Below are 26,872 nucleotides of genomic sequence, written 5' to 3' on the forward strand. Positions count from 1 at the left end.
AAGGTCTTCCGCCCACTCCTGTGGGCGACGCTCACCGAGGAGCAACATGACAGCCGTTTCGCAGGTACCGGATTCCATGATCGAACGGGTCGACGGATGGCACATCACTGTGGGCGAGGCTGCCCAGTTCGACTGTGTCCGAGATGGATCGATCGTCGAGTCCATCGCGGGCACCGGTCTCGCGGAGTTCGATTCCGTCGTGCGGCGTTTCGCGCCGTCGAGCTACGACGATGCAAGGATTCGCAGCCTGGTCGCGGACCATCTTCGTGGAACGTCCCCGCTTTCCTACCGGGTTCCGGACGCGACTGCGCTCGGCATTCTCGTCGGGGCGTCGTACAAGACGACGATCGACGAGGTACTGGGAGCGGTGTGGGAAGCGTGCTGCCACGCCGTGATCGCCGAGGTGACGCGCTTGGGGATCGCGACGTTCACCGTGCACTGCGAGCACGTGACTGCCGGGTCCGTCGTTCGCTTTCTCGAATCCGGGGACAGGCGGCCCTTCGTGAATTCCATGCGTCCCGCTCTGGGCGATGTTGCTCAGGTGGTGTGTCGTGGGTGAGCTGTCCGCACCCACGGTGCTCATCGGAGTCGACAAGGGGACCAGTTCAATCAAGACGATTGCGGTCGACGCGTTCTCCGGTGAACTACTCGCCGAATCCGGGTGTCCGACACCGTCTGTTCGAGCGGGGAGTGACCGTCACGAAGAAGAATGTGAAAAGACATGGCAGACAACGGCGGCAACGATCGCAGACGTCGTGGGACGGCTACCTCGGGACACCCAGTACCTCGGTGTCGGTGTCACCGGGCACATGGGTGGGTTGTGGGCGTTGGACGACGAGGGTACTGCGGTCGGTAACGCCATCTGTTGGCCGGATGCGCGCGCAACGGACGTGCTCGACGATGTCATCGGCCGCGACGCCGAGGGCGTGCTCTACGCCCTGGGCGGCAACGCGATGATCCCCGGCATGCCGTACCCGCTGCTTGCGTGGATGAAGGAGCACGACCCGGAACGCTACGCACGCATCTCCACCGTGTTCATGGCGAAGGACTACATCAACTACCGTCTCACCGGGGTGATCTCCACCGAGGAATCCGACTTGTCCTTCTGGCCCTGTGACCTCGCGCGCCGCACGACGTCGGACATCATCTTCGACGCATTCGGTATTCCCGAGGCCGTGCGCTTCGTCGCGCCCGTTCGACCCAGTGCCGCCGTGCTGGGTCGAGTAACGGCCGACGCGGCTGCGCTGACAGGCCTCCCGGTCGGAACGGCCGTCGCCGCGGGATGTGGGGATGCGACCGCGAACATGATCGGAATCGGCGCACAGGGCGACGGACAGGCGACGACGACACTCGGCACCAGTCTGATGAACGGCACGTCCTGCGCGGAGCCGCTGTTCGACCCTCCCGGAATCGGGTTCAGCTTTCTCATGCCGGACGGCCGGTGGCAGCGACAGATCACCAACTCCGGCGGTGGGACTCTGTGCCTCGACTGGGTCGTGCAGACCTTCTGCGGTGACCTCTCCTCCGACATACGGAACGGAACAACAACATTCGGGTCCGTCGTCGAGCAGGCGGCAGCCGCAACGCACCCGGGCAACGGCGGCGTGATTTTTCACCCGTACCTCAACACGGCAGGTGCGACGGCGCCGTTCGTGAACGTCCAGGCGCGGGGGAGTTTCGTGGGATTCGGTCCCGAGACCACCAGCGACCAGCTGATCCGAGCGGTGCTCGAAGGCACGGCACTCGCCATTCGCGACTGCTACGAAGCAATGCCCACGGACATCACGGAGATTCGTCTGACCGGCGGCGGCGCCCGCAGTGCGGCCTGGTGCCAAGTCATCGCCGACGTCATGCAGAAGCAGATGGTCGTCCCCGACGTCGCCGAATCCGGCGCTCTCGGCGCCGCGATGCTCGCAGGCGTCGCCGTCGACCACTATCGCGACTTGACCCACGCCACGACAACACTTGTCCGCGACGGGGCTGTCTACGACCCCGATCCGACTACGGCGAGCACGTACGACGACATGTTCGCCACCTACCGCGCACTGCTGCAGCCGCTGGCACCTGCATGGGCTCGGCAGTTCGCTTTCTCACATTCCCACAAGGAGAACCAATGATCGTCAGAACCGTTCTGGGAGATATCGATCCCGCAGAACTCGGCGTCACGCTGTGTCACGAACACTTGTTCACGAAACCCCCTGCGTGGGCGACGAACGAGGACTCGGACATGGTGTTGGACAACGTGGACAACGCCGTGTCCGAGCTCGGTGACTTCGAGGCGGTCGGTGGCGGCGCGCTGATCGAGATGACCACTGCCGACTATGGTCGGAACGCGGCCAAGCTGCTCGCCGCGGCATCCCGCAGCGACGTACACGTGGTGTCGGCGTCGGGTTACCAGAAGGGCGTCTACTATCCCGATTCGGTCGAGGCCGACAGTGTCGACGATGTGGCGCAGCGGTTCATCGACGACGTCACCGTCGGCGTCGACGGCACCGATCTTCGCGCCGGCGTCATCAAGTACGGAACGTGCCGAACGGACCACATTCGCGACGACGAGAAAAAGGTCCAGAGGGCGGTCTCGCGAGCTCATCTCGCGACGGGAGCCCCGATTTCGACGCATTGCCAGGCAGGCAAGCTCGGCACCGTCCAGGTCGCAGGTTTCGAAGAACACGGTGTCGATCCTGATCGCGTCCTGATCGGGCACGTCGACCGCAACCTCGATTACGACTACGTGCGCGAACTGGCGTCGACCGGTGTGTGGATCGGCTTCGATCACTGGACCAAACCGAAATACCCGTCCGACGACATCCGAATTTCGTTCGTGGAACGGCTTTTCGACGACGGATTCACGAAGGTCATGGTGTCCGGCGACCTCGGACGCCCCAGCTATCAACCGAGCTACGGGGGCACACCGGGTTTCGCGGGATTGACCCGCCGAGTCCAGGCGCGCATGAACGACAAGCTGATTCATCAATTGTTCGTCGTCAACCCGGCGCAGTTCTTCGCGTTCGAGCCGGTCCGGGCCAGCTGATGTCGAACGACAGCGGAATTCTGTTCGACTTCGACGGCACGTTGGTCGACTCCGGCGGTGCAATTCTCGCGGCGTATCGCCAGACCTTCGAGGAAGAACTGGGCGTACCTCTACCCGCCGAGCTCGAGGACGTTCACGTTCTCATGGCACCACGGCCCATCGAAGTGTTCGCAACGTGGTCGGACGGCGACGCTGCGGAGCTGGTCGACGCGTACGGACGTCACTACGTCGGCGGCGCGTACAAGCACGTTCGGCCTTACGACGGAACTTTCGACCTGATCTCCGAATTGGCCTCCAACGGAACGAAATTCGGTATAGTGACCAACAAGTCGCGGAAGCGATTGCTCCTCGATCTCGAATGGGTGGGCATCGACCCGGCTTTGCTCAGTTGCATTGTCACAGCGGATGATTCGGTCCAACGCAAGCCCGACCCCACGCCGATCCGAATCGGTATCGAACGATCGCACATCGATATCGCCGGATCCTGGTACGTCGGTGACGGCCCGCAGGACATTCTCGCCGGAAGAGCCGCCGGCGTGCGCACTGCGGGCGCGAACTACGGATACTACGGCGCGGAGCTTCTGTCTCCGCACGCGCCCGACCTCTCGCTCGAGACACCTCTCGACGCTTTGGGCATTCTCACCTCCTCCCTTCCTCTCCACTAATCGGACACAACCGATGAGGTTGTGACAGAACGGAATCCGATATGCGATCTCTGACGATCAATTCGGTTCGGGACATCAACGATCTGATCGACCTCGAAGACATCCGAACGCGTCGCCACAAACTGCTGCTGCTCCTCGGATTGGGCGGCATCGCGTTCGAGGCCTTCTATCTCGCGGTCCTCAGCGCCGGTACGAGCCCGATGACCGAACAGCTCGGTCTCAGTGCGAACGAAGTGGGCCTGGTCAGCTCCTACGGGTACATCGCTACTCTCATCGCCGCATTGACCTGCGGCTTTCTTGCGGACCGTTTCGGTCGGGTCAAGTTGATGGTGGTGGCCAAGATCGTTGCCGTCATAGCGCTCGCCATCATGGCCACCGCGCCGGACTTCCTGATACTCGTCCTCGGCCGATGCCTGGCCGGCGCCGCGTACGGCATCGATCTCGGCGTGGCGATGGCGTACCTGGCCGAGTTCCTCCCGAAGCTGCGACGCCACCTCCTGAACTTCTGGCAGGCCCAGTGGTACATCTCCAGTTCCTTCGCGCTGCTCGTCGTACTCGGGCTCTACAACTTCGACCTGGGTCTGAACATCTGGCGCTGGTCACTCGCAGCCGCGGCAGTGTTCGCGATCATCGTCACCGTCGGCCAGATCTTCTTCATGCCCGAGAGCCCACGCTGGCTCGCGGAGAAGAACGACCTCGGTCGACTCGAGAAATCTCTGAATCAGGTCTACGAGATTCAGCCGGTGTTTCCGTCGTCGGGAGTACTCGCGGCGGACGATCAGCGCACGGACACCGGCAAGTGGTCCGATTTGTTCAGCAAGACCTACCGTCGACGGACGATTCTGGCCAACGGCGTCACCGCGATGCAGGCGTTGCAGTACTACGCCGTTGCCTACTACTTGCCGGTCATCGCGTTGACGCTCTTCGGGGGCGGATTCGGAGAAGCGATCTTCGGATCGTTGGTGTTCAACATCTTCGGCATCATCGGCGGCATCGCATCCATCTGGGTGGCACGTAAGCTCGGCGCGCACGGCGCAGCAATGTACGGCTTCCTGGCAGTCGCGGCCATGATCCTGGTGCTCGGCGTCTTCTTCGATTCTCTGCCCACCGCGTTGATGTTCCTGGTGCCGGCGATGTTCATCTTCTTCCACTCTGCCGGACCGGGTGTATCGGGATTGACCATGGCGGCCATGGCCTATCCCAGTGATCTCCGTGGGCGCGGTGGCCAAATCGCAACCGTGTCACAGAGTCTCGGCGGCATCGTCGGTCTCTACGCGTTCCCGAACATGGTCGACGCGTACGGATTGTCCACTACCATCACGATCTTCGCGATCGTCCCACTCATCGGTGTCGTCATCTGCCGAGCCATCATGTGGGAGCCGTTCGACGAGGGTGACGCCGTCGCACTCGAAGCCGAGGCCCAGATCGGCAAGCCGCTCGAAGGGCAGGCTCGATGATGCGCACCGCACTGATCACGGGAGGTGCGCAGGGACTCGGACTCTCGACCGCGACAAGGCTGGGAGAAGACGGTTTTCACGTGATCGTCGCCGATATCGTTCGAGACCGCGCCGACGAGTCCGTCGAAAAGCTCACGGCCGCGGGTATTGCCGCTACAGCGGTAGCTATCGACGTGACCGACGATTCCTCGGTGCGAGACTGTTTCGCCGTGGTCGATTCGGTCGGCGGCGGCCTGGATGTACTGGTCAACAATGCGGGCATCATTTCGAGATCCCACGCAGAGGACACCGAGTCCGATCGCTGGGAACGCGAGCTGTCCGTTCACCTCGGTGGTGCCATGCGGTGCAGCAGGGCGGCATTCCCGAGACTGCTCGAATCCTCGGCGCCTGCGATCGTCAACCTGGCGTCGGTGGGGTCGACCTTCGGATTGCCGCATCGGTTGGCGTACAGCACTGCGAAGACCGGGGTGGTCGGAATGACACGGACCTTGGCTGCGGAGTGGGGGAGACGGGGCATTCGTGTCAACGCCGTCGCTCCCGGATACATGGATACCGGCATGATGCAGTCGGGCATTGCAAGCGGCACACTCGACCGCGACCGGATCCTGATGCGAACGCCGTTGATGCGCTTCGGACGGCCCGAGGAGGTGGCGTCGGCAATTTCCTTCCTGGTGTCCGCCGATGCGTCGTTCGTGACCGGTGTCGTACTCGAAGTGGATGGTGGCATCACCATCGACGGAACATTCCACACTGACAACAGCTACAAGGACGAGGTTGCGTGACATGACAGTTCTCACGACGGCTGTTGCGCCGGAACAGTTGCGCGACAGAAGTTTTGCGCTGAGGCGTCGAATGATGCATATGGCGGCGGACAAAGGCGAGGGATACATCGCCCAGGGGTTGGGCATCGCAGATGTGCTTGCGGTCGTCTACTTCCGGCAGTTGCGGTTCGACGCGGCCGATCCCGAATGGGTGGACCGCGACCGTTTCGTGCTGTCGACCGGGCACTACTCCGTCGCGCTCTACGCAGTCTTGGCGGAACTCGGAATTCTCGACGACGACGACATCGCGACCTACGGGCTCAACGGCAGTGACCTGCCGATGAGCACATTCGACGAAACACCGGGTGTCGAGATCACCGGTGGTTCGTTGGGGCATGGTCTCGGCCAAGGCGTCGGGATGGCCCTGGGGCTCAGGCTCGACGGTCGGGATTCGAAGGTGATCGTCGAACTGTCCGACGGGGAGCTACAGGAAGGGTCGACGTGGGAGGCCGCGATGTCGGCTGCGAGCTTTCGGTGCGCGAACCTCACCGCGGTGGTCGACTGCAACGGCATACAGGCGGACGGTCCGATGGTGCTCGACATGGAACCGGTCGCGGACAAGTGGGCGTCGTTCGGTTGGGTGGTCGAGGAAGTCGACGGCAATGATGTCGATGCATTGTGCACGGCCTTCGATCGCCTCGACAGCGTCACCGACCGTCCGAAAGTGATCATCGCGCGCACCACCCCAGGGCACGGCGTACCGACATTGGTCGCCAGAGAACGCGCGCACTTCGTACGCGTCGAACCGGGTGAATGGGCGTCGCTCATCGAAGAGTTGGAGAACAACCATGCCTGATCTGCTGAACCGTGCCGGAGGCATGGGTGAAATCGCCGAGGTACAAGGGCCGTACGAGACAGCGCCGTTCGGCAACGAGCTCGTCGAACTGGCGAAGACGAATCCGTCGATCGTCGGACTCAGCGCCGACATGTCGAAGTACTCCGACATCGTCCCGTTCATGAAGGCGTACCCCGAGCGTTATTTCAATGCCGGTGTCGCCGAACAGAGTGCAGTCATGATGGCTGCCGGACTGGCGAAGGTAGGAAAGACCGCGTTCTGCGCCACCTACGCGGCGTTCCTGTCCAGACGTGCGCTGGACTTCATCGCTATCGCGTGCGCGCACAGCAAGGCAAACGTCAAAATCGTCGCGGGATCACCAGGATTGGTGAACCCGTACGGCGCGACGCACCAGTCGCTGGAGGACTTGGTCGTGATGCGCAGCGTCCCCGACCTCACGGTGATCGACCCGTGCGACGCCGTCGAATTGCGACACGCAGTGCGTGCGGCGGCGGCAACTCCTGGCACCTTCTACATCCGAAATCTGCGCGGCAAGGTGCCCGTGGTGTTCGACGAGTCCGATTTCGAGTTCGTCGTCGGCAAGGCGCGGCGGGTTCGCGAAGGAACGGATGTCGCAGTCATCAGCACCGGGTTCATGACGGAACGAGCGATGAAGGCGTCGGATACCGCCCGAGACCTCGGTGTGTCGGCCGCGGTTCTGCACGTGCCGACGATCAAGCCGTTGGACGAGCAGGCGATCGTCGACATCGCCTCGTCGGTCGGACGCGTGGTGGTGGTCGAGAACGGATTGCGCGCAGGCGGATTGGGGACTGCGGTGATCGAAGTGGTGCACGATCGCGGTATTGCTGTTCCCGTCACGCGCATCGGTCTGCACGACCGATTCCATCCCTGCGGGTCTCAGGCCTACAACGAGAAGGCCTTCGGTCTCGACCAGGATGCGATCACCGACGCCGTGGTGACGGGTAACTGGGCATTCGCATGACAGTCGACTACCGCCAGTTCGGCGCGCCCCGTCGGTACATTCAGGGACCGGATGTCATTCGTGACTTGGCGAGTTTCGTCGCCGAGCACGGGCGTCGTCCATTGGTCGTCGTCGATGAATTCGTGCTTGCGACGCTCGGTTCGGTCGTGACGGGGTCGTTCGAGGAAAGTGGCACGGACTACGAGGTGTTGACGTGTTCCGGTGATGTGACGCGGCCGAACATCGCCGAACATGCTGCCCTGGTGAGAGATCGGCGGCGTGACGTGGTGGTGGGGATCGGTGGGGGCAAGGCGCTGGATCTTGCCAAGGGGATCGCCATCGATCTGGGCGCGGAAATGGTCACCTGCCCGACCATCGCTTCCAACGACGGGCCGACCGCGCGGATCTTGGCGATATACAACGAGAGTCATGTGCTGTGCGAAGTCGGCAACCTGGAGTTCAATCCGAGTTGCGTGGTGGTCGATACCGCGCTGATCGCACGTGCTCCCGTCCAGTTCCTGATATCCGGCATCGGCGACGCCGTGGCGAAGAAGTTCGAGGCCGACGCGTGCAGACTCGGGACCGGAAACACGATGCAGGGAACCCGGCCGCTGGACATCGGAAGCATCGTCACGGCCGGCTGTTACGACATGCTCGCGACACATGCGGTCGACGCCGTGAAAGCTGTCGAGAACGACGAACTCACCCCTGCTGTCGAATCGGTGGTCGAGGCGGTCGTGTTGCTGTCCGGGATCGGGTACGAGAACGGGGGGCTGTCGATAGCGCACTGCATGACCAGGGGGCTCATGGCAGGTAGGGGAACTCGGTCGGTGCTACACGGGTATCACGTCGCCTACGGACTACTCGTACAGCTCGCGCTGGAGCGTCACCACGACGACGTGGTCGGTGAAGTGACGGACTTGTTGTCGGCAGTGCAGTTGCCGACGTCGTTGGCCGACATGGGGATGCACGACGCAACGCCCGACGAGATTCGCGAACTCGCAGTCGCCGCCATGTCTGCTCCCCACATCCGCAACACGATCGCCGAGGTTACTGTCGAGACACTCGTTGCAGCGATCGAGACCGTCGAGGCTCGTGCTCTGGAGCGTGCACCGAAAGAACCTCCCCGCGCCCGAGCGTGATGGTGGTGTGCGCCCGTTGGGCGTCGTCGAGGTCATGCGTTGCCATGACGACGACGGCGCCCCTGGCCGCCTCGTCGTCGACGACGCCGTCGATGATGTCGCGGGCCTCGGCGTCGAGACCGGTGGTGGGTTCGTCGAGCAGGACGAGATCACCTCGTTCGACGAGTGCCTGCGCGAGGAGCGCTCGTTGACGTTGGCCACCGGAGAGCGTCGACAACCGGCGTGACCGGAGTTCGGTCAACTTCAGGCGCGCGATGGCGTCGTCGACTGCTTGTCGATCTTGCTTCGTGGCCCGTCCGAGGATGCCGCGTCGCGGCCAAGTGCCCATGGCAACCACCTCGCCGACGGTGATGGCCATGCGGTCGTTCACGTCGGAGCGTTGGGGGACGTAGGCGACGGAACATCGGTGAGTGTCGACGGTGCCGTGTGAGGGCGTGACGATCCCCGCAAGTGATTGCAGCAGCGTCGATTTGCCGGATCCGTTGTGCCCGACGAGTGCGGTGACCGTGCCGGGCCCGAACGATGCGGTGACGTCGTGCAGCGCGGTGGTGTTGCCGTACCGGACGGACAGGTTGCGGACGGTCACCGATTCGTTCATGACAACCATTGTCGCATATGGTGCTGGATGTGGATTGGCTACTCGACCCCTTCGCTGTCTCGTTCGTGCAGCGCGCCCTGTGGGCAGGCATGCTCGTATCGATCTTGTGTGCGTTGGTGGGAACCTGGGTCGTGTTGCGCGGCATGGCTTTTCTCAGCGATGCGGTATCGCACGGCATGCTGCCGGGCGTCGCGATCGCGTACCTGATGAGTGCGAACCTGCTGATCGGTGCGGCAGTGAGTGCCGTCGTGATGATCGGAGGAGTGGCGTGGGTATCGCGACACTCGCGGCTGTCGGAGGACACGGGCATCGGGTTGCTGTTCGTCGGCATGCTCGCGCTCGGGGTCGTGATCGTGTCTCGTGCACGGTCGTTCGCGGTGGACCTGACGTCGTTCCTGTTCGGTGATGTGCTGTCGGCGACATACGCGGACCTCGTGTTTCTCGCGGTTGCGGCTCTGGTTGCGCTGGTGGTGTCGGTCGTCGCCTACCGGCCGTTCGTGGCGCTGGTGTTCGACGAGCGGAAGGCCCAGACGTTCGGATTCCGACCGCGGTTGGCGCATGTGGTGCTGCTGGCGTTGGTGGTGCTGGCAGTGGTGGCGTCGTTCCGGATCGTCGGGACGTTGCTGGTCTTCGGGCTGTTGGTGGCACCGTCGGCGACGGCGTACTTGTTCGGGCGGTCGATCGTGCCGTCGATGATCCTGGCCACGTTGTTCGGATGGTCGGCAGTGGTCGTGGGGCTCCTCGTGTCGTGGCACGCCAACACCGCCGCGGGCGCCACGATCGCAGGGTTGGCCGTGTTGCAGTTCTTCCTGGTCGCGGGGGTGCGGGCGGTAGTTGGTGCGCGGGGCTCGGGTGGTGAGCGGGCGTCGGGTGGTGACCGGATGTCGGGTGGTGACCGAATGTCACAGACGGTCACTCTGAGTGACTGAGGGGCGCCTTCGCTAGTACGTGGGCGCGGGCTGAGCGAGGGACGCATTCGGTCACTCTGAGTGAGCGAAGGTCGCCCTCGGTCCGAACCCGGCCGCCGGCCGAGCTGAGCGAGGGACGCATTCGGTCACTCTGAGTGAGCGAGGGGCGCCCTCGGTCCGAACCGGGCCGCCGGCCGAGCTGAGCGAGGGACGCATTCGGTCACTCTGAGTGAGCGAAGGACGCCCTCGGTCGAACCGGGGCACTCACATGGTTTACCGTAATGACAATCGTTGTCATATCTGTCTGGAGATTCTGTGCGGAAAATTGTTCTGGCTGTCGGCGTCGTGGCGCTGACGGTTGCTGGGTGCAGTAGTGAAGAGCCGACCGAACCGGTTGCAGAGGAGACCGGAACCGCGCGAGCTGGCAGCGACCTGGCTGCGGAAGCCGGGTCGACCGAGGTCGAGGGGGCCGAGCCGCGACTCGTGGTAGCCGACGCCGACTCCGGTCGCATAGATGTGCTCGACCTCGCGACGGAGGAACCGCTGCATTCGTTCGACGTCGAGGACGCGTCGCGCATCACGACGATCAACGGACGTTACGTCGTCGCGACGGACGAGAAGAAGGCGTCGGTGCTCGATCCGGGATCGTGGACCATCGAACACGGCGACCACTCGCACTCGTACATCAAGGATCCCGTCGAGATCGGCTCGCTGGACGGGAACGAACCTGCCCACGTCATCGCCGGCGATCGGAAGGTGTCGGTGTTCTTCGACGGCTCGGGCAAGGCGGACGTCGTCGACTTCGACTCGTTGAGCAAGGGCGAGTCCACAGTCGCGACGACCATCGAGAGCGCGCCGCATCACGGCATCGCTGTCCCACTGTCGGACCACTTCGTCGTGTCGACGGGCGGAACCGAGGAAGATTTGCCGAACGGCTTCGAATTGCGCGACGGCTCGGGCGAGCTCGTGAGAGCGCTCGAGGGGGCCTGCCCCGAGATGCACGGCGAGGCGGTGTTCTCGAACTACTTCGTCGTCGCATGTGAGGACGGAATTCTGAAGGTCGACGCGACGGCCGACTTCGCGACGACCAAGTTCCCGTACCCGCCGAACGCCGAGCGTGCCTGGTCGGTGGAACATGGATCGCGTGGCGCGCTCGTCGCCGCACCCACTGCGACGGGCGTCCTCGTCCTCGACACCCGCTCGGGACAGTGGGTCGAGGCCCGGACCGCGGACGAGGCTGTGGCGTCGGGCATGTCGAGCGATGGCAAGACGGTGCTGTCGCTGCAGACCGACGGCACTTTCCGGACGTTCGATGCGGTGACCGGGGCGGAACTGTCGTCGACGCCGGTGCTGGCGGGGCCCGTCGGCGAGGACGACTCGCCGGCGATCGTCGTCGCCGGAACCCGTGCGTACGTGTCGGATCCGGCTGCGAACGCTGTCGTCGAGATCGACTACCGTGACGGCGGACGCGTCGCGCGCACGTTCGACTTCGAGTACTCGCCCGGTTCGATCGGAGTCGTCGGCGCATGAAAAAGCTGATGCTGCTGGCACTTCCGCTGCTGGCTGTTCTCGCGGGCTGTTCCGATGCCGGGGCGTCGGGCAAACCGACGATCGTGGTGACCACGAACATTCTGGGCGATATCACGTCGAACATCGTCGGGGACCAGGCCGACGTCATGGTGCTGATGCCGCCGAACTCGGATCCGCACTCGTTCGAGATCTCCGCCGCCGAGGCGGCACGCGTCGAATCTGCAGACTTGATGATCGTGAACGGACTCGGCCTGGAGGAGGGCGTCGCGAAGACGATCGATGCGGCGCGCTCGGAAGGCATCGAGGTCGTCGAGGCGGGGCCAGCTGCGGATCCCATCCAGTACGTGACGGGCCAGTCGACCGGTGCCGAGGATCCGCACATCTGGACCGACCCCGAGCGCATGCGCAGCGTCGTGACGTTGATTCGTGACGCAGTGAACGCCAACGTCGACGGCGTGAATGTCGATGCGGCAGCGGCGGATTACGATGCGAAGCTCGTCGAACTCGACGCACGGATGGCCGAGAGGTTCGACGCCATTGCGCCGGACAGTCGAAAGTTGGTGACCAATCATCACGTGTTCGGGTATCTCGCGGATCGCTACGGATTCGAGGTGATCGGTGCGGTCATTCCGAGCGGCACGACATTGGCGTCGCCGAGTGCGTCGGACCTGTCGGAGCTGGCGGGGACGGTACGGGACGCCGGTGTGCGGACCATCTTCGTCGATTCGTCGCAGCCCGACCGATTGGCGCAGGTGATGGCGTCGGAAGCGGGGATCGAGATCGGCGTCGTGAAGCTGTTCACAGAATCCCTCGGTGACGAGAATTCCGAAGCGCCTACCTATCTGGAGATGATGGATTTCAATTCCGCAGCGATTGCGGAGGGGTTGGTCCGCTAGCGCCCCGTGCGCGCGAATGTACAGCCCGCTCTACATTCGCGCGCACGGGGAGCGCAGCGCCAATTCCGTTGCAACACATGCATTTGTACGCACTACACCCTTTGACATGCGTTTACGAAGCCCTGTACTTCTGATGCCATGACAATTCGCTCATCTCGTACACTCGGCGCAGCTGTGGCGCTGGGTACCTCGGCGGCCCTGTTGGCCGCGTGCTCGTCGGAATCGAACTCCGACGCCTCCACCGAAACAACTACTGCCGCAGCACAATCGAACTCGGCAGCAACGCCTCGCATCGCCACCAGCTACGACGGCGGCGTCCTGATCCTCGACGCGAAGACGCTCGAGACCGTCGAGGACATCTCCGGCATCGACGGCTTCACCCGGCTCAACCCCGCAGGCGACGGACGACACGTGTTCGTCAGTGGCTCGGGCGCTTTCACCGCTCTCGACGCGGGAACGTGGACCGAGGGCTCGGAGTACTACACGTCGACTCCGGCGCTCACCGACGTGAAGTTCGACGCCACCACGCCGGGTCACGTCGTCCGTCACGACGGCAAGACCGTGCTGTTCGACGACGGCACCGGCAACGTCGACGTCTTCGAATCTGCGGCGCTGCTCGAAGGCTCCAAGCCGGACTCGGAGCGCTACACGACGCCCGAGGCGCATCACGGTGTTGCCGTGGAGCTTTCGGACGGTTCGCTGCTGACGACGATCGGCAACGAGGACGAGCGCACCGGGATCGTCGTGCTCGACGCCGACCGCAAGGAAATCGTCCGCAACGAAGAGTGCCCCGGTGTCCACGGTGAGGCTGTCGCGGCGAACGAGACGGTCGTCGTCGGCTGCGAGGACGGTCTGCTGATCTACCGCGACGGCGCGATCACGAAGGTCCAGAGCCCCGACGCCTACGGACGCATCGGAAACCAGGCGGGCGACGAAGACTCGCCGGTCCTGCTCGGTGACTACAAGGTCGACCCCGACGCCGAACTCGAGCGCCCGACCCGCGTCTCGCTCACCGACACCGTCTCCGGCGAACTCACCCTCGTCGACCTCGGCACCAGCTACACCTTCCGCTCGCTCGGACGTGGACCGGCGGGCGAGGCCATCGTTCTCGGAACCGACGGCGCGCTGCGCGTCATCGACGTCAACACCAAGGCGGTTACGAAGACCATCCCCGTCGTCGATGCCTGGGAAGAGCCGATGAAGTGGCAGGAGCCGCGTCCGGCGCTGTTCGTCCAGGACGGCACCGCGTACGTCTCCGAGCCCGCGACGAACGAGATCCACGCCGTCGACCTCGCCACCGGCACCGTCGCCGTGACCGGACAGCTCGATCACACACCCAACGAGCTGACCGGCGTCACCGGGTAGTGCGCAGACGCACCCGTGCGTGGTTGGTTGGCCCCTGGGCCAACCGACCACGCACGGGTGGCGAAGCCGCCCGACCTCTTCCCTCGGCAACAATGTGTGTGTAACCTCAGTTACCAGCAATGGTGCTTGTTTTCGGGTCCTAGGCCCGTGAGCACGGCAAACGCGCAATCGGGATGAGGTGCACAGCTCATGGTTACGGTTACCCGCCAGACGGGACGCACGACTCGACTGCCGGTCGAGACCTACCGAGAAATGCTCGACGTACTGTCCGAGGGGTCGGTGCGTCGCAACTTCGATCCGTATCTGGACATCGACTGGGACAGCGACGAGTTCCAGATGACGTCGGACGACCCGCGGTGGGTGCTGCCGGAGTATCACCCGCTCGGCGGGACGTCGTGGTATCGGAATCTGTCGATCGATCGGCAGATCGAAGTCGGACACCACATTCAGATCAACTCGGTGAAGGTCGGGTCTGCGTTCGAGAGCATCCTGATCCGCGGAATGATGCAGTTCATCATGAAGATGCCGAACAACTCACTCGAGTTTCGGTACTGCCTCCACGAAATCACCGAGGAGTGCAACCACATTCAGATGTTCCAGGAGTTGGTGAATCGCTCCGGCGCCGATGTGCCCGGCATGCGTACCGATTTCCGACTCGCGTCGCCCACGATGGGAATGCTGGGCGCAGCGTTCCCCGTCGTGTTCTTCATCGGCATCCTGGCGGGGGAGGAGCCGATCGATCACTGGCAGAAGTCGGTGATCCGCCAGGGTGCGGACGTCCCACCGGCGATGCTGCGCACCATGGAGATTCACATCGCGGAAGAGGCGCGGCACATCTCTTTCGCGCATCACTTCCTGCGCCAGCACTACCCGAACCTCGGGCGGTTCAACAAGTGGCTCGTCGCGGTGTCGACGCCGATCATCATGCGCTGGCTCGCCGGCGTCATCATGGCGCCGCCGCGAAAGCTGGCGTCCGACTTGGGTATTCCGCGCGCCGTCGTGAAGGAAGCGTACTGGTACGGACCGGTCGGCAGCGAGCAGTTGCAGTCGTACTTCGGTGACGTTCGCATGCTCGTCGACGACATCGGAATGACCAACCGGACCGCCAGGTATCTGTGGAAGAAGCTGCGTATCGACGGCCAGATCTCCCGGTTCCGCGGTGAGCCGGACAGGTCGGTGCACGACTGAGCCAGGAGCCTGCGGGACCGAGTCGGTGATGCAGGCCGTGCGTGGGAATGTATAGCCCGCTATACATTCCCACTCACGGGGCGTGGAGCGCCACCACCCGCCGCGCCTGACGTGCAACTGCCTCGTCGATCAGGAAGCCGCGGGAGTCGACGGCGACACCCGTTGTCGCCAGCGCTTCCAGAACGGCGTACGCATCCTGAACCTCGTCGACGGTCGGCACGAAAACCTTTCGTGACGCCGCCACCTGCGCCGGATGGATGCAGGCCCGCCCGACGAATCCGAGCCCGGCGAGTTTTCGGGTGTCGGATTCGAACTCGTCCAGGTCACGGAAGTTCCGCGACACCGCAGCCAGTGGCGGTTCGACGCCGGCCGCGACGGAGGCCGCGACGACCTGACTACGTGCGAACAGCAACGAATCGTGCGAACCGTCCACACCCAGGTCGGCCGCCAGATCCACCTCGCCGATCTGCAGGAACCTCATGCGCGGCGCCCTGGCAATGGCCAACGCCTCGAAGACTCCGCCTGCGGTTTCGATCATGGCCGAGACGGCCGCCTCAGGGCACACCTCGTCCAGGACGTCGGCGACCCGCGTGACCTCCGCCGCCGACCCGACCTTCGGCAACCACACACCGGTCAATCGGGGACCGGCGACGGCCCGAACGTCGTCCAGATCGCCGGGATTGACGCGAACCCAGACCTCGACGTCGCCGGGCATGCACTGCGCCACCCACTCCGCGACTGTGCGTCGCGCAGTCTCCTTGTCGGCCAACGCAACCGCGTCTTCGAGATCGAGTACGACGGCGTCGGCCCCCGACGCGAGCGCCTTGTCGAACCGTTCGGGCATGGTGCCCGGTACGTAGAGGTAGGTCAGCGCACCGCTCACCCGATGACTCCACTACCGGCGACGAGGGACTTCGCGATGACCGTCCGCATGATGTCGTTGGTGCCCTCACCGATGGCCATCAGCGGTGCGTCACGGTACAGACGTTCGACGACGAACTCCGTCGAATAGCCATAGCCGCCGTGGATGCGCATCGCTTCGAGGCTTGCGGTGATCGCAGTCTCCGACGCGAAGTACTTCGCCATGCCGGCTTCCATGTCGACGCGCTTGCCCGAATCGGCCTGCGACGCGGCCCAGTACGTCATCAAGCGTGCGGCCTGCAGTTGGGTGGCGATGTCCGCGATCTTCAGCTGAATGGCCTGGAAGTCGGCGATGGGCTGACCGAATGCGGTGCGCTCGCGGGCGTACTGCAACGCCGCGTCGTAGGCCGCCTGTGCGATTCCGACGCTTCGGCCGGCGATGTTCAGGCGTCCGATCTCGAGTCCCGAGAGTGCTTGCTGCAGACCACGGCCTTCGACGCCACCGAGCAGAGCGTCGACCGGAACGCGGACGTTGTCGAGCAGGATCTCGCAGGACTCGGTGCCCTTGTAGCCGAGCTTGCCCATGTCGCGCTGCACTTCGAAGCCGTCGGTGCTCGTGTCGATCAGCAGCAGGCTCATGCCCTTGTGCGGGGGAGTCGCGGTCGGATCGGTCTTCACGAGCACGGGCAGTACGTTCGCGTGGCGAGCGTTGGTGATCCACGTCTTCGCACCGTTGACGATGTAGTGGTCGCCGTCGCGCTTGGCGGTGGTCTTGATGCCCTGCAGGTCGGTTCCGGCGCCGGGTTCGGTCAGGCCGACGCCGGTACGCCATTCACCGGTTGCCAACTTGGGCAACAGGTTCTGCTTCTGCTCGTCGGTGCCGTGCTTGTTGATCATCCAGCACGACAGGTTGTGGCTACCGACGATTCCTGCAATGCCCATCCAGCCACGCGCCAACTCTTCGTACACGAGCGTGAACGACACCTTGTCGAGGTCGATGCCGCCGTACTCTTCGGGTGTGGTGATGCCGAACAGACCCATGGCCTTCATGTGGTCGACGATCTCGGTGGGATAGCGGCCGCTCTTCTCCCACTCGTTCGCGACAGGGACGATCTCCTTGTCGACGAAGTGGCGCAGAGCTTTACGGAATTCGAGCTGATCTTCGGTGTAGGTGAAATCCACGGGAGATGTCCTATCGGGAAATGTCGGCGGCCAGGTCCAGCACCGCGGTGAGGTCGGGTTCGTCGGCCAGGCCGAAGATCCGGTCGGCCAATTCCTGTGCGCGAGAGTGCGAACCGCAGTTCGCGTCGAACTTGTTCCGCAGTGCGTCGTCGTCGAGCGGGAATGCAGCGCTGCCGCGGCTACCGTCGACGCGGCCTTCGAGGATGCGGCCGTCGTCGAGAGTGATCAGTGCCCGCCCGGGTGCGGACGCGGCAGGCCCGTCGTACATCATGTCGTTGACGCGCACCTTGCGCGCGGTCTGCAGGATCTTCTCGCGTGCAATCGATTCGGGAGTGTACGTCTCGACTGTGACGGCGCCGTCGTGCAGCAATGCGGCGACGGACCACGGCAAGTCGAACTTGCCGTCGTACGTGCTGCGCGGTGCGGCGACTCCGGCGTTGGGGCCGCAGACGATGTGCTTCGAATCGGGGTGAACGAACACCTCGATGTCGGCGACCTCGTCGGCAGACGCTCCGGCAGCGTTCACGGCGTCGAGCGTCACGTGCATCAGCTGGCAGCTGGGATACGGCTTGATGCCGATGCGCGTGGCCTCCCAGGTGCTGCCGAGGTCGTTCGTCAGAACCGACAGATCCGCGGGGCGGTCCGAGAGTGCGGCGTACAGTCCGCGCTTGCCCTCCAGTACCGACGCGGGTCCGCTGGCGCCCGCCGCAGCGAGCCGTGCAGCGAGAATGCCGTTGAAGCTCGCCGATCCCGGATGCAGGGACTTGGTGTCTGCGTCGCTGTCGAGGAACTCGAGCAGACCGGCGCTCGACGAGCCCGCGATACCCAACGCGTGCACCAGAACCGACGACTCGAAGCCCATCAAGCGTCCGGCGACGAGTGCCGACGACAACGTTCCCACGACGCCCGATGCGTGCATTCCACGCGCATGGAAGCCGTGTGGAGTGACGGCGCCGAGGCGGCAGGCGGTTTCGAGACCGAGAGCGAAGGCGGTCAGGATCTCTGCCCCCGTCGCTCCCGTCTCCTGCCCGACAGCGAATGCCGCAGGTAGCGACACCACGGTCGGGTGAACTAGGGCACCGGCGTGGGTGTCGTCGAAATCGAGGGCGTGTATCAGCACGGCCGTCGCCATGGCGGCGGCGGGTGCTGAAAGACCCGCCGAGCCGGTCAACGGCCGAGCTTCGCCTGGGCCACCGAGAGCATTCGCGACGGTCCATCCCGCGGTGCCGCTGCCGAATCGTGCTGCAGCAATGGCATTTCCGACGCCGTCGAGCATGTGCCGCGCAGCTGCGTGCCGGACGTCGTCGGGCAGATCGCCGACGCCCACTGCCCACTCGGCAAGGTCACGCGACGTCATACCCGGACACCGGCTTTCCCGAATGCACCTGCGGCATCGAGTTCGGCGACGCGGTCGGCGTCGTACCCGAGAGAGTCGAGGACTTCCTGGAAGTGCTCGTTGCGCTGCGGTGCCCGACGGTACTCCGGCTTCTCGGCTCCGAAGTTCACCGGCGAGGCGACCTGGCGGATGGTGTCGTACACCGGGTGGGAGGTCTCGACGATGAGATCCCGTGCGAGCGTGTGCGGTTCGTTCAGTGCCTGCTCGATGTTGTTCACCGGACCGGACGGAACGCCCGCCGGACGCAGCAGCGACAACCAGTGTTCGACGGTGTCGGTCACGAAGACTTCTTCGAGGATCGGGAGAAGCTCACCCTGGTTGGTGCCGCGCAGTGCGAACGACGTGAATCGCGGGTCCTCGCCGAGTTCCGGTCGCCCGATGGCGACGACCAGGCGCTCCCAGAACTTCTCCTTGGCGCAGCCGACGATGAGCCAGCCGTCGCTCGCTTCGAACGCCTGGAACGGAACCAGCGACGGGTGCGCCGAGTTCTTCGTCCGTACCGGCTCGAATCCCGCGTTCAGGTGCCACGTCGCCGGGTAGGTGAGCAGCGACATCGCCGTGTCGTAGAGCGAGACGTCGCAGTCGCCGCCGACGCCGTCGCGTCGCGCAGCATGAAGACCGGACAGCAAACTGATCGCCGCGACGAAGCCTCCCGAATAGTCGACGAGCGACAGACCCGACTTGGTGGGCGGGCCGTCGGGATCGCCGGTGACGTCCATCCAACCAGCAAGTCCCTGCAGAATGTAGTCGTAGCCAGGCTCTTTCGCGCGCGGGCCGGTCATGCCGAAGCCGGTCAGGCTGCAGCACACGATCGCGGGATTGAGGTGTTTCAGGTCGTCGTACGTGATTCCGATCTTCTTCGGAACGTCGCCGCGCAGGTTCGAGTAGACCGCGTCGGCGCCGCGCACGAGATCCTCGAACACGGCGCGACCTGCAGGCGTCGAAAGGTCGAGCGACAGGCTGCGCTTGTTGCGGTTGAAGGTCTCGAAGAACAGCGAGTCCTCACCCTGGTTGTACGGGGGCACGTAGCGCCCGACGTCGCCGCCGACGTTCGGGTCTTCGATCTTGATGACGTCCGCACCGAGATCGGCGAGGTGGACGCTGCCGAACGGGCCGGCGCCGTACTGTTCGAGCGAGATGATGCGGACGTCTTCGAGTGGCCTCATGATTCGGTGCCTTTCGTCTCCGGCAGCTGCAGCGGGCCGTTCTTGGCCTGGGGGAAGTAGTTCTGGCCGATGCCGCTCTCGCGCGTCGCGACCATGACGGAGCGCTTCCACGAAATGACCTCCACGCCATCCTGATTCAGTCCGCGGGTGATCATCGAGACGATTCCCGAGTACGGCCGCGACTCGGACTTGCGCAGTCCGGTGCACAGGCTCTCGGCGTAGATGGTGTCACCGGCGTAGACCGGATGCGACATCTTGATGTCGGTGAACGCGAGGTTCGAGATCGCGTTCTGACTCATGTCGAGTACCGAAATGCCCAGCACCACAGCAACAGTCAGACCCGAGTTGACGATGACGCGTCCCTCGGTGATCGGGTTCTGCGCCGCGAGGTGGGCGTTGAAATGATTCTGGTTGGTGTTCATCGACAGCAGCGTGACCCACGTGTTGTCGGTTTCGGAGATCGTCCGTCCCAGGGGGTGTTGGTACACGTCACCCACGACGTAATCCTCGAAGAAGCGCCCTAGAACGGCCGGATGGGTTGCCACCGTGTCTCCTCAGGTTGGTTCGGCGAATGCCTTCCACTGAACCATAAACATCTGATGTTTAAGGTGTCAAGGGTCACTATCGCCGTCGAACCGCGGAGAAACTGGGCGGAAAGAGCAGATATTTACTCGGCGCGCAGCCGATCCATCTGCCGGTACGAGTCGCCGAGGTGGTCGAGGTGCTTGCGCATCAGATCCATCGCGCTCATCGAATCGCCGGCGACGACGACGTCGAGAATCGCGCGGTGGTCGTGATCGACGCACTGCCAGAACCCGTCGGGCGCATGATCGCGCCCGAAACGACTGGACAGGACACGAAACACCGGTGCCGTGATGAGCTCGAGCAGGGGATTCTGGGCGGCACGCAGCAGGACGAGGTGGAACTCCTGGTTCTGTTTGTACGTTTCCGGGCCCTGCGCACCCGAGGGGTCGAACATGGCCGCATGCAGCTGTTCGAGATGTTCGTCCGTGCGACGGAACGCTGCGATACCCGCTGCCGGGACCTCCATGAGGTTGCGGACTTCCATGAGCTGGTCGACGGTGACCGCTTCGGCGGCAGCCATCAGCGCGACGCCCGTCTCGAGGTGAGCGCTGATGTGCCCCACGCTCGGTTCGGCGACGAAGCTGCCGCCGGTGACGCCACGCGTCGTGAGAATGAGGTTCTGGCTGGCCAGCGACCGTAGGGCTTCCCGAATCGTGCTGCGGCCGACGCCGAATTCGGCGCTCAACTCGGCGTCGCCGGGAAGTCGGGCGCCGGGTTGGAGTTCGCCGGACAGGATTCGCTCGCGCAGGCGCGCGGCCAGAACGGCGTATGCCGGGCCGCTCTTCGGCGCCACGTCGGCGGTCGTATCGGTCACGTCGCGATCCTTTTCGTGCAGGGGCCGGTGCGGGCACGAGCCTATCCCGAGTGATGCGATTCGTCCTGAACATCAGCGCCGTTTAATCATCCGCCTTTTGAACGCGCACGATGTCTGGATCGGACCTTTCGGGCGCCGAAACCGAGTTTTCATGATCGAAACATCTGAGGTATTGCTTTCCTATCGGGCGACAGGCACTATGACACCAGTCACCTTCGCACGGTGAACCCGACACTTTTCGGGGTCGACGCATTGCACGTCAGCCCCTCCGCTCCACCGCGAGCGCCGGCAGAAATGGAACCTAGGATGAAACGAATCGGAGTCGACGTCGGCGGTACGTTCACCGACCTCGTGCTGTGGGACGACGACGGCACCGTGGTGGTCCACAAGACACCGTCGACCAATCACGATCCGTCGATCGGAACCATGGACGGCATTCAGGTTCTCGCCGAACGCGCCGGAATCGACCCGTCCGAGATCGACATGTTCTTCCACGGCACCACCGTCGCGACGAACATCGTGCTCGAGCACAACGGCTGCGACGTCGGCATGATCACCACCGAAGGGTTCCGCGACCTCCTGCACATCGCGCGTAAGAAGCGTCCGCTCAATTACTCGAACTACCAGGACCTACCGTGGCAGAAGTGGCAGCTCGTGCCGCGCCGCAACCGTCGGGTCGTGCCCGAACGCATCGACGCCGCGGGCAACGTCCTGACGCCGCTCGACGAGGACGCCGTCCGTGAGCAGGTGCGCCTGCTGAAAGACCGTGGCGTGCAGGCGATTGCCGTCGCATTCCTGCATTCGTACCGCAATCCGACGCACGAGCGACGCGTCAAGGAGATCATTCTCGAGGAGTTCCCCGAGGTCTTCATCTCGCTCTCCAGCGAAGTCGCGCCGCAATACCGTGAGTACGAACGCTTTTCGACGGCCGCATTGAATGCATTCATCGGCCCGAAGACTTCGAAATACATCGAGAACCTGGCGGGCAAGGCAAGTGCTGCCCAGGTCGGCGAGGACGTGCACCTGATGACGTCGGCCGGTGGCCTCGTCACCTCGCGTAGCGCCAGCGAGATTCCCGTGTCGCTGCTCACCAGTGGCGTCATCGCCGGCCTGCTCGGTGGCTGCGCCATCGGCAAGGCATCCGGATTCCCGAGCGTCATCACACTCGACGTGGGTGGCACGTCGGCCGACGTCGGTGTCGCACCCGACGGTGCACTGCGTATGAAGCACCTGCTCGACACCCGTATCGGCGACTACCACGCGATGGTGCCGATGGCCGAGGTCGACACGATCGGCGCGGGCGGCGGCTCGATCGCCGTCGTCGACGACGGTGGCATGTTCCGCGTCGGCCCACGTTCTGCAGGTGCCGTTCCCGGACCCGCCTGCTACAACCGCGGAGGCACCGAGCCGACGTCGACCGACGCGATGGTCATGATGGGCTGGCTGCGGGAGAACAGCTTCCTGTCCGGCACCATGGAGGTCAAGCCGGAACTGGCGCGTGAAGCAATCCAGACCCACATCGCCGACAAGCTCGAGACCCCGGTCGACGAGGCCGCGATGGGCATCTTCAAGATCCTCGCGCACTCGATGACCGAGGCCATCAGCCTGCACTCCGTGCGCAAAGGCTATGACCCACGCGACTTCTCGCTGATCGCCGAGGGCGGCGCCGGACCGCTGTTCGCGTGGCAGATCGCCGACCAGCTCGGCATTCCGCGCGTGATCGTTCCCGGCCACCCGGGCATCACGTCGGCAGTCGGCCTGTTGACCACCGACATTCGCTACGAGATGCCCACCACGGTATGGACGTCGTCGGCCGACCCGAACGTCGAGCTGATCTCCGAGCAGATCGACCGCCTGTCGAAGCAGGCCATCGCGCAGCTCGAAGCGGACGGTGTTGCCCCAGAGGACATCTCGCTCGAACGCAGCGTCGACTGCCGCTACGTCGGACAGGGCTACGAGCTTCGCGTGTCCGCACCCGACGGTGAAATCGACGACGTCTGGGTCAAGACGACCGCCGAGGCATTCCACGAGGCGCACGGCCGCACGTACTCGCAGCGGTTCGACGACAAGCCGGTGCAGCTGATCAACGTGCGCGTCACGGGTGTCGGCGCTGTCCCTCACGTCCGCATCGCCGAGATCGAGAAGGGCGGCGACGACGCGTCGGCCGCGATCAAGACCACGACGCAGGCACTGTTCTGGGCGAACGAAACCGCGAAGCCGGAGTGGGTCGAGACCCCCGTCTACGAACGCTCAAAGTTGCTCGCGGGCAACAAGATCGACGGTCCTGCCATCGTCGAACAGTTCGACTCCACCACCATCATCGGCATGAACCAGCACGCATACGTCGACGCTGTCGGCCACATCATCATCGAGAGGAAGCCCGCATGAGCAAGGCGCTGATGCCCAAGACCGGTGTATCGCTCGCGGGCGAAGCCACGCGCACGTGGAACGACGTCGAGGTCGATCCGATCACGTTGCGCGTCATCGGTGGTGCACTCCAGTCGATGGCCAAGGAGATGGCCCAGGTTCTCTACCGCATGGCGTACTCGAGCCTCATCCGCGAGTCCGAGGACCTCGGCGCAGGCATCTTCGACGTCAACGGCCGCGAACTGTGCGAGTCGGATTCCACTCCCATGCACTGTGGTTCGATTCCCGCCTACATCCGCGGTGTGAACCGTCGACTCGCGGGGACGTACAAGCCCGGCGACGTGATTCTGCACAACCACCCGTACCACGGTGCGGCGCACTCGCCCGACTACGGCGTCATCATCCCGATCTTCTGGCAGGGTGAGCACATCGGATTCGCCGGCTGCACCGGCCACGTCTCCGACGTCGGCGGTAACTTCCCCGGCCTGTGCATGGACGTCGTCGACGTCTGGGCCGAGGGCAAGCTCATGGACTCGATGAAGATCTACGAGGCCGGAGTCCGCAACGACTACCTCATCCAGCACATCCTCGACAACGTTCGCACGCCCGAGCAGAACCGCGGTGACCTCGAAGCCCTCATCGCGTGCTCGCGCATCGGCGAGAAGCGCTTCACCGAACTGCTCGAGAAGTACGGCCTCGACACCGTCATGAGCGCAGGCGAGCGGTGGATGGACTACTCGGAGAACATGCTGCGCACCAAGATTCGGGAGATTCCCGACGGCAGCTACTCCGCGCCCATCGGTTACCTCGACGACGACGGCAAGAACCGCGGCGAGCCGTTGGCTGTGGCCGTACGTGTTCAGGTGGAGGGCGAGGACATCCTCATCGACCTCACCGGATCCAACAGCCAGGTGCCGACGGCGTTCAACGTGCCGTTCGAGGGCTCGGTGCTCCCGGTCGCCGTGTCGGCGATCCGCACGATCCTCCTCGACGAGGACATCACCGAAGAATTCGTTCCCCAGAACGACGGCTGCTTCCGCCCGGTCAAGGCCTACGCACCGGAAGGCACTATCTTCAACCCGGACTTCCCGGCGTCGTGCTTCGCTCGGTTCTCACAGGTCAACCGCGTGTTCGACTCGATCAACCTGGCGCTGGCTCCGGTGCTGCCGGATCACTCCATCGCCGGTTCCTCGGCTGCGCTGTGCGCCATCGCGTATTCGGGCATCGCGCCGGACGGCGAGTCGTACTGGGTGTACATCGAGATCAACGAGGGCTCGTACGGTGGCCGCAACGGCAAGGACGGCATGGACGCCGTCGACGCGCTGATGGCCAACACCCGTAACAACCCCATCGAGGAGCTCGAGCTCAACCACGCGATGCGGGCTCTGCGGTACGAGCTGCGTGACGAGCCGCCCGCTCCCGGTCAGTGGCGTGGCGGCATCGGTAGCGTGCGCAAGTGGCTCATGGAGACCAACACGTTCCTCGGATCCGAGGCCGACAACCGTTCCGACGCACCCGCCGGTGCGCTCGGCGGTCACGACGGTGTATCCGGCTCGTTCACGCGCAACGCGGGAACGGATCGCGAGGAAGTGTTGTACTCCAAGGTCACTCAGGAAACGATCAAGGCAGGCGACACGCTGGAGATCAAGCTGCCGTCCGGCGGTGGCTTCGGTGATCCGTTCAAGCGTGACCCGTTCCAGGTGCTCAGCGACGTCTGGGACGAGTACCTGACGGCTGAGGATGCACGACGCGACTACGGTGTCGTCGTGGATACCGAGAAGTGGGTCGTCGACGAGGACGCGACGGCGGGCCTGCGCGCAGGGAGCGCGGCCTGACCGATCTCGGCGCGGTCATCACCTGGTGTGACCGCGCCGGGAGTTCTTCGGGGCCGCTGGCGGGCATGCGCATCGGCGTCAAGGACAACATCGATGTCCAGGGCGTCGTATCGACCTGTGGGTCACGGTTTTTCGAAGACGATGTCGCGTCGGCGGATGCGGACGTCGTCACCCGGTTGATCCGGGCCGGTGCGCGAATCACAGCCAAGCTCAACATGGCGGAATTCGCCGTCGGCGTGACGTCGCAGAACACGGCCGGGCCGGTGCCGCGAAACCCGTGGGATCTCGCTCGGGTGCCGGGTGGGTCGAGCGGCGGTTCGGGATCGGCCGTCGCCGCTGGGCTCGTCGACGCGTCCCTCGGCACCGATACCGGTGGGTCCGTGCGGCTTCCGGCGTCGGCGTGCGGTGTCACGGGCCTGCGTCCGACGTGGGGTGCGATCAGCAACGACGGCGTCTATCCCGTCAGCGAGGATTTCGACACCGTCGGGCCGATGGCGCGCACCGTCGACGATGTGGCGCGGCTGTTCTCGGTGTTGTCGACGACGTCGGATCTCGGAGGGACGGCGCGTCGTATCGGGGTTCCGACGGTGTTCATCACCGACGACGTCGATCCGGCGATTTCCGACGCGGTCTCCGCTGCTGCGTGTGAGTTGGCGGCTCTCGGTTATTCGCTCGTGCCGATCGAGGTGCCGGGTGCGGCGTCGGCGCAGGACATCGTCTACACGCTGATCTACTCGGATCTCGCTGCCCGCCATCGGAAGCGTCTCGAGACGTCGCCCGAGTTGTTCCAGCCGGCGACGTTGGAGCGGATTTCGTTGGGGCTGACAATCACCGAAGAACAGCGGTTGGCGGCTCTGCGAGGCCGTGACGAGTACCGCGCCGGACTGGCAGGGTTGTTCTCGGACGTCGACGTCGTGTTGACGCCGACGATGCCGGTGGACGTGCCGCTGATCGACGGCGGCAGTGGAGTGATTGAGCAGTCGCGGCGGATGGGGCAGTTCAGCTATCCGTGGTCGCTGCACGACGGCCCGACGCTGGCCCTGCCCGTCGGGTTCCATCCGTCGTCGGGCATGCCCATCGGTGCGCAGTTGACCGCTGCGGCGCACCGCGAAGGCATGCTGTTCGAGGTGGGTTCGCGGTTTCAGGCGGCTACGCCGCACGTGCGCGCGAATGTAGGCGGTCTCAAGCGGTCATCGCAACGAGCGTCTTGTCGTATGCCTTCAGAGGAGTATCCCATCCGAGGGTCCTACGGGGACGGTTGTTGAGTAGGTCCTCGACCTCGGCGAGCCGTTCTGGGGAGTGAACGGA

At 64.3% G+C, this 26,872-nt stretch carries 24 protein-coding genes; 17 read left to right on the forward strand and 7 right to left on the reverse strand.

All coding sequences use genetic code 11. The annotated features are described in order from the left end of the window. The first annotated feature begins 46 nt into the window (after positions 1–46). The 9 genes from A3K89_RS21610 to A3K89_RS21650 are packed head-to-tail and all read left to right on the forward strand — an operon-like array spanning position 47 to position 8,873. Entirely contained in the window at positions 47–559 is a 513-nt protein-coding gene (locus tag A3K89_RS21610; protein WP_068430485.1) for a hypothetical protein, read from the forward strand. Then, positions 552–2,117 carry an FGGY-family carbohydrate kinase gene (locus A3K89_RS21615; RefSeq protein ID WP_254303623.1) on the forward strand — a complete coding sequence of 522 codons (1,566 nt, stop codon included), beginning with the start codon at positions 552–554 and terminating at the stop codon, positions 2,115–2,117. Before A3K89_RS21610 ends, A3K89_RS21615 begins: the two co-directional genes overlap by 8 nt. Further along, complete coding sequence (locus A3K89_RS21620; RefSeq protein WP_068430488.1) at positions 2,114–3,031, forward strand: phosphotriesterase family protein; 918 nt, start codon at positions 2,114–2,116, stop codon at positions 3,029–3,031. The genes A3K89_RS21615 and A3K89_RS21620 overlap by 4 nt, the downstream gene beginning before the upstream one ends. Further along, positions 3,031–3,696, forward strand: coding sequence for an HAD family hydrolase (locus A3K89_RS21625; protein WP_068430492.1), 666 nt, complete (start codon positions 3,031–3,033; stop codon positions 3,694–3,696). The genes A3K89_RS21620 and A3K89_RS21625 overlap by 1 nt, the downstream gene beginning before the upstream one ends. A 41-nt stretch (positions 3,697–3,737) precedes the next feature. Next, positions 3,738–5,153, forward strand: a complete 1,416-nt coding sequence (locus tag A3K89_RS21630; RefSeq protein ID WP_084423957.1) for an MFS transporter — start codon at positions 3,738–3,740, stop codon at positions 5,151–5,153. Then, positions 5,150–5,935, forward strand: a complete 786-nt coding sequence (locus A3K89_RS21635) for an SDR family NAD(P)-dependent oxidoreductase (RefSeq protein ID WP_084423959.1) — start codon at positions 5,150–5,152, stop codon at positions 5,933–5,935. Before A3K89_RS21630 ends, A3K89_RS21635 begins: the two co-directional genes overlap by 4 nt. Position 5,936: 1 nt before the next feature. After that, entirely contained in the window at positions 5,937–6,770 is an 834-nt protein-coding gene (locus tag A3K89_RS21640; RefSeq protein ID WP_068430496.1) for a transketolase, read from the forward strand. Next, positions 6,763–7,752, forward strand: a complete 990-nt coding sequence (locus tag A3K89_RS21645; RefSeq protein ID WP_068430499.1) for a transketolase family protein — start codon at positions 6,763–6,765, stop codon at positions 7,750–7,752. The genes A3K89_RS21640 and A3K89_RS21645 overlap by 8 nt, the downstream gene beginning before the upstream one ends. Beyond that, positions 7,749–8,873, forward strand: coding sequence for a glycerol dehydrogenase (locus A3K89_RS21650; protein WP_068430502.1), 1,125 nt, complete (start codon positions 7,749–7,751; stop codon positions 8,871–8,873). The genes A3K89_RS21645 and A3K89_RS21650 overlap by 4 nt, the downstream gene beginning before the upstream one ends. On the opposite strand, the gene aztA is transcribed toward A3K89_RS21650, so the two are convergent. Further along, entirely contained in the window at positions 8,782–9,480 is a 699-nt protein-coding gene (aztA, locus tag A3K89_RS21655) for a zinc ABC transporter ATP-binding protein AztA (protein WP_068430505.1), read from the reverse strand. The two genes, A3K89_RS21650 and aztA, sit on opposite strands and share 92 nt — an antisense overlap. Positions 9,481–9,500: 20 nt before the next feature. On the opposite strand from aztA, the gene aztB reads away from it, so the two are divergent. The 5 genes from aztB (at position 9,501) to A3K89_RS21680 (ending at position 15,358) form a co-directional block, all read left to right on the forward strand. After that, a complete protein-coding gene (gene aztB / locus A3K89_RS21660) occupies positions 9,501–10,400 on the forward strand; it encodes a zinc ABC transporter permease AztB (RefSeq protein WP_254303624.1) in 900 nt (299 codons plus the stop codon). Between the two features lie 294 nt (positions 10,401–10,694). After that, complete coding sequence (locus A3K89_RS21665; protein ID WP_254303625.1) at positions 10,695–11,909, forward strand: hypothetical protein; 1,215 nt, start codon at positions 10,695–10,697, stop codon at positions 11,907–11,909. Then, positions 11,906–12,805 (forward strand): zinc ABC transporter substrate-binding protein AztC, encoded by a 900-nt coding sequence (gene aztC, locus A3K89_RS21670; protein WP_068430508.1) that lies wholly within the window; start codon positions 11,906–11,908, stop codon positions 12,803–12,805. Before A3K89_RS21665 ends, aztC begins: the two co-directional genes overlap by 4 nt. 138 nt (positions 12,806–12,943) lie before the next feature. Beyond that, the gene (aztD, locus tag A3K89_RS21675; RefSeq protein ID WP_068430511.1) at positions 12,944–14,170 is read left to right on the forward strand and encodes a zinc metallochaperone AztD; all 1,227 of its coding nucleotides are present in this window, start codon (positions 12,944–12,946) and stop codon (positions 14,168–14,170) included. A gap of 189 nt (positions 14,171–14,359) precedes the next feature. Next, positions 14,360–15,358, forward strand: a complete 999-nt coding sequence (locus A3K89_RS21680) for an AurF N-oxygenase family protein (RefSeq protein ID WP_217266280.1) — start codon at positions 14,360–14,362, stop codon at positions 15,356–15,358. Positions 15,359–15,431: 73 nt separating this feature from the next. Here the strand turns inward: A3K89_RS21680 and A3K89_RS21685 are convergent, their stop codons facing one another. From A3K89_RS21685 to A3K89_RS21710, 6 genes are all read right to left on the reverse strand, one after another. Beyond that, positions 15,432–16,241, reverse strand: a complete 810-nt coding sequence (locus A3K89_RS21685; RefSeq protein ID WP_084423961.1) for an HpcH/HpaI aldolase/citrate lyase family protein — start codon at positions 16,239–16,241, stop codon at positions 15,432–15,434. Next, positions 16,238–17,401, reverse strand: coding sequence for an acyl-CoA dehydrogenase family protein (locus tag A3K89_RS21690; protein WP_068430519.1), 1,164 nt, complete (start codon positions 17,399–17,401; stop codon positions 16,238–16,240). The genes A3K89_RS21685 and A3K89_RS21690 overlap by 4 nt, the downstream gene beginning before the upstream one ends. A gap of 10 nt (positions 17,402–17,411) precedes the next feature. Further along, the gene (locus tag A3K89_RS21695; RefSeq protein WP_068430522.1) at positions 17,412–18,758 is read right to left on the reverse strand and encodes an MmgE/PrpD family protein; all 1,347 of its coding nucleotides are present in this window, start codon (positions 18,756–18,758) and stop codon (positions 17,412–17,414) included. Then, positions 18,755–19,963, reverse strand: coding sequence for a CaiB/BaiF CoA transferase family protein (locus A3K89_RS21700; RefSeq protein ID WP_068430526.1), 1,209 nt, complete (start codon positions 19,961–19,963; stop codon positions 18,755–18,757). The genes A3K89_RS21695 and A3K89_RS21700 overlap by 4 nt, the downstream gene beginning before the upstream one ends. Next, the gene (locus A3K89_RS21705; protein ID WP_068430530.1) at positions 19,960–20,508 is read right to left on the reverse strand and encodes a MaoC family dehydratase; all 549 of its coding nucleotides are present in this window, start codon (positions 20,506–20,508) and stop codon (positions 19,960–19,962) included. Before A3K89_RS21705 ends, A3K89_RS21700 begins: the two co-directional genes overlap by 4 nt. Positions 20,509–20,630: 122 nt before the next feature. Next, positions 20,631–21,362: a FadR/GntR family transcriptional regulator gene (locus A3K89_RS21710; protein ID WP_174551487.1), complete on the reverse strand. Its 732-nt coding sequence runs from the start codon at positions 21,360–21,362 to the stop codon at positions 20,631–20,633. Between the two features lie 306 nt (positions 21,363–21,668). Between A3K89_RS21710 and A3K89_RS21715 the strand changes: the two genes are divergently transcribed. The 3 genes from A3K89_RS21715 to A3K89_RS21725 are packed head-to-tail and all read left to right on the forward strand — an operon-like array spanning position 21,669 to position 26,829. Next, positions 21,669–23,750, forward strand: a complete 2,082-nt coding sequence (locus A3K89_RS21715; protein WP_068430536.1) for a hydantoinase/oxoprolinase family protein — start codon at positions 21,669–21,671, stop codon at positions 23,748–23,750. Continuing rightward, positions 23,747–25,564 (forward strand): hydantoinase B/oxoprolinase family protein, encoded by a 1,818-nt coding sequence (locus A3K89_RS21720; protein WP_068430539.1) that lies wholly within the window; start codon positions 23,747–23,749, stop codon positions 25,562–25,564. The genes A3K89_RS21715 and A3K89_RS21720 overlap by 4 nt, the downstream gene beginning before the upstream one ends. Then, positions 25,510–26,829 (forward strand): amidase, encoded by a 1,320-nt coding sequence (locus A3K89_RS21725; protein ID WP_254303626.1) that lies wholly within the window; start codon positions 25,510–25,512, stop codon positions 26,827–26,829. The genes A3K89_RS21720 and A3K89_RS21725 overlap by 55 nt, the downstream gene beginning before the upstream one ends. Positions 26,830–26,872: the final 43 nt, after the last annotated feature.

It is taken from the genome of Rhodococcoides kyotonense (assembly GCF_001645385.1).
In the GTDB taxonomy this organism is placed as follows: domain Bacteria; phylum Actinomycetota; class Actinomycetes; order Mycobacteriales; family Mycobacteriaceae; genus Rhodococcoides; species Rhodococcoides kyotonensis_B.

Excerpts from the sequence above, each read along its gene's own strand:
- A3K89_RS21610 (WP_068430485.1), top strand. The coding sequence starts at position 47 with ATGACAGCCGTTTCGCAGGTACCGGATTCCATGATCGAACGGGTCGAC.
- A3K89_RS21620 (WP_068430488.1), top strand. The coding sequence starts at position 2,114 with ATGATCGTCAGAACCGTTCTGGGAGATATCGATCCCGCAGAACTCGGC.
- A3K89_RS21625 (WP_068430492.1), top strand. The coding sequence starts at position 3,031 with ATGTCGAACGACAGCGGAATTCTGTTCGACTTCGACGGCACGTTGGTC.
- A3K89_RS21630 (WP_084423957.1), top strand. The coding sequence starts at position 3,738 with ATGCGATCTCTGACGATCAATTCGGTTCGGGACATCAACGATCTGATC.
- A3K89_RS21635 (WP_084423959.1), top strand. The coding sequence starts at position 5,150 with ATGATGCGCACCGCACTGATCACGGGAGGTGCGCAGGGACTCGGACTC.
- A3K89_RS21640 (WP_068430496.1), top strand. The coding sequence starts at position 5,937 with ATGACAGTTCTCACGACGGCTGTTGCGCCGGAACAGTTGCGCGACAGA.
- A3K89_RS21645 (WP_068430499.1), top strand. The coding sequence starts at position 6,763 with ATGCCTGATCTGCTGAACCGTGCCGGAGGCATGGGTGAAATCGCCGAG.
- A3K89_RS21650 (WP_068430502.1), top strand. The coding sequence starts at position 7,749 with ATGACAGTCGACTACCGCCAGTTCGGCGCGCCCCGTCGGTACATTCAG.
- aztA (WP_068430505.1), bottom strand. The coding sequence starts at position 9,480 with ATGGTTGTCATGAACGAATCGGTGACCGTCCGCAACCTGTCCGTCCGG.
- aztC (WP_068430508.1), top strand. The coding sequence starts at position 11,906 with ATGAAAAAGCTGATGCTGCTGGCACTTCCGCTGCTGGCTGTTCTCGCG.
- aztD (WP_068430511.1), top strand. The coding sequence starts at position 12,944 with ATGACAATTCGCTCATCTCGTACACTCGGCGCAGCTGTGGCGCTGGGT.
- A3K89_RS21680 (WP_217266280.1), top strand. The coding sequence starts at position 14,360 with ATGGTTACGGTTACCCGCCAGACGGGACGCACGACTCGACTGCCGGTC.
- A3K89_RS21695 (WP_068430522.1), bottom strand. The coding sequence starts at position 18,758 with ATGACGTCGCGTGACCTTGCCGAGTGGGCAGTGGGCGTCGGCGATCTG.
- A3K89_RS21700 (WP_068430526.1), bottom strand. The coding sequence starts at position 19,963 with ATGAGGCCACTCGAAGACGTCCGCATCATCTCGCTCGAACAGTACGGC.
- A3K89_RS21715 (WP_068430536.1), top strand. The coding sequence starts at position 21,669 with ATGAAACGAATCGGAGTCGACGTCGGCGGTACGTTCACCGACCTCGTG.
- A3K89_RS21720 (WP_068430539.1), top strand. The coding sequence starts at position 23,747 with ATGAGCAAGGCGCTGATGCCCAAGACCGGTGTATCGCTCGCGGGCGAA.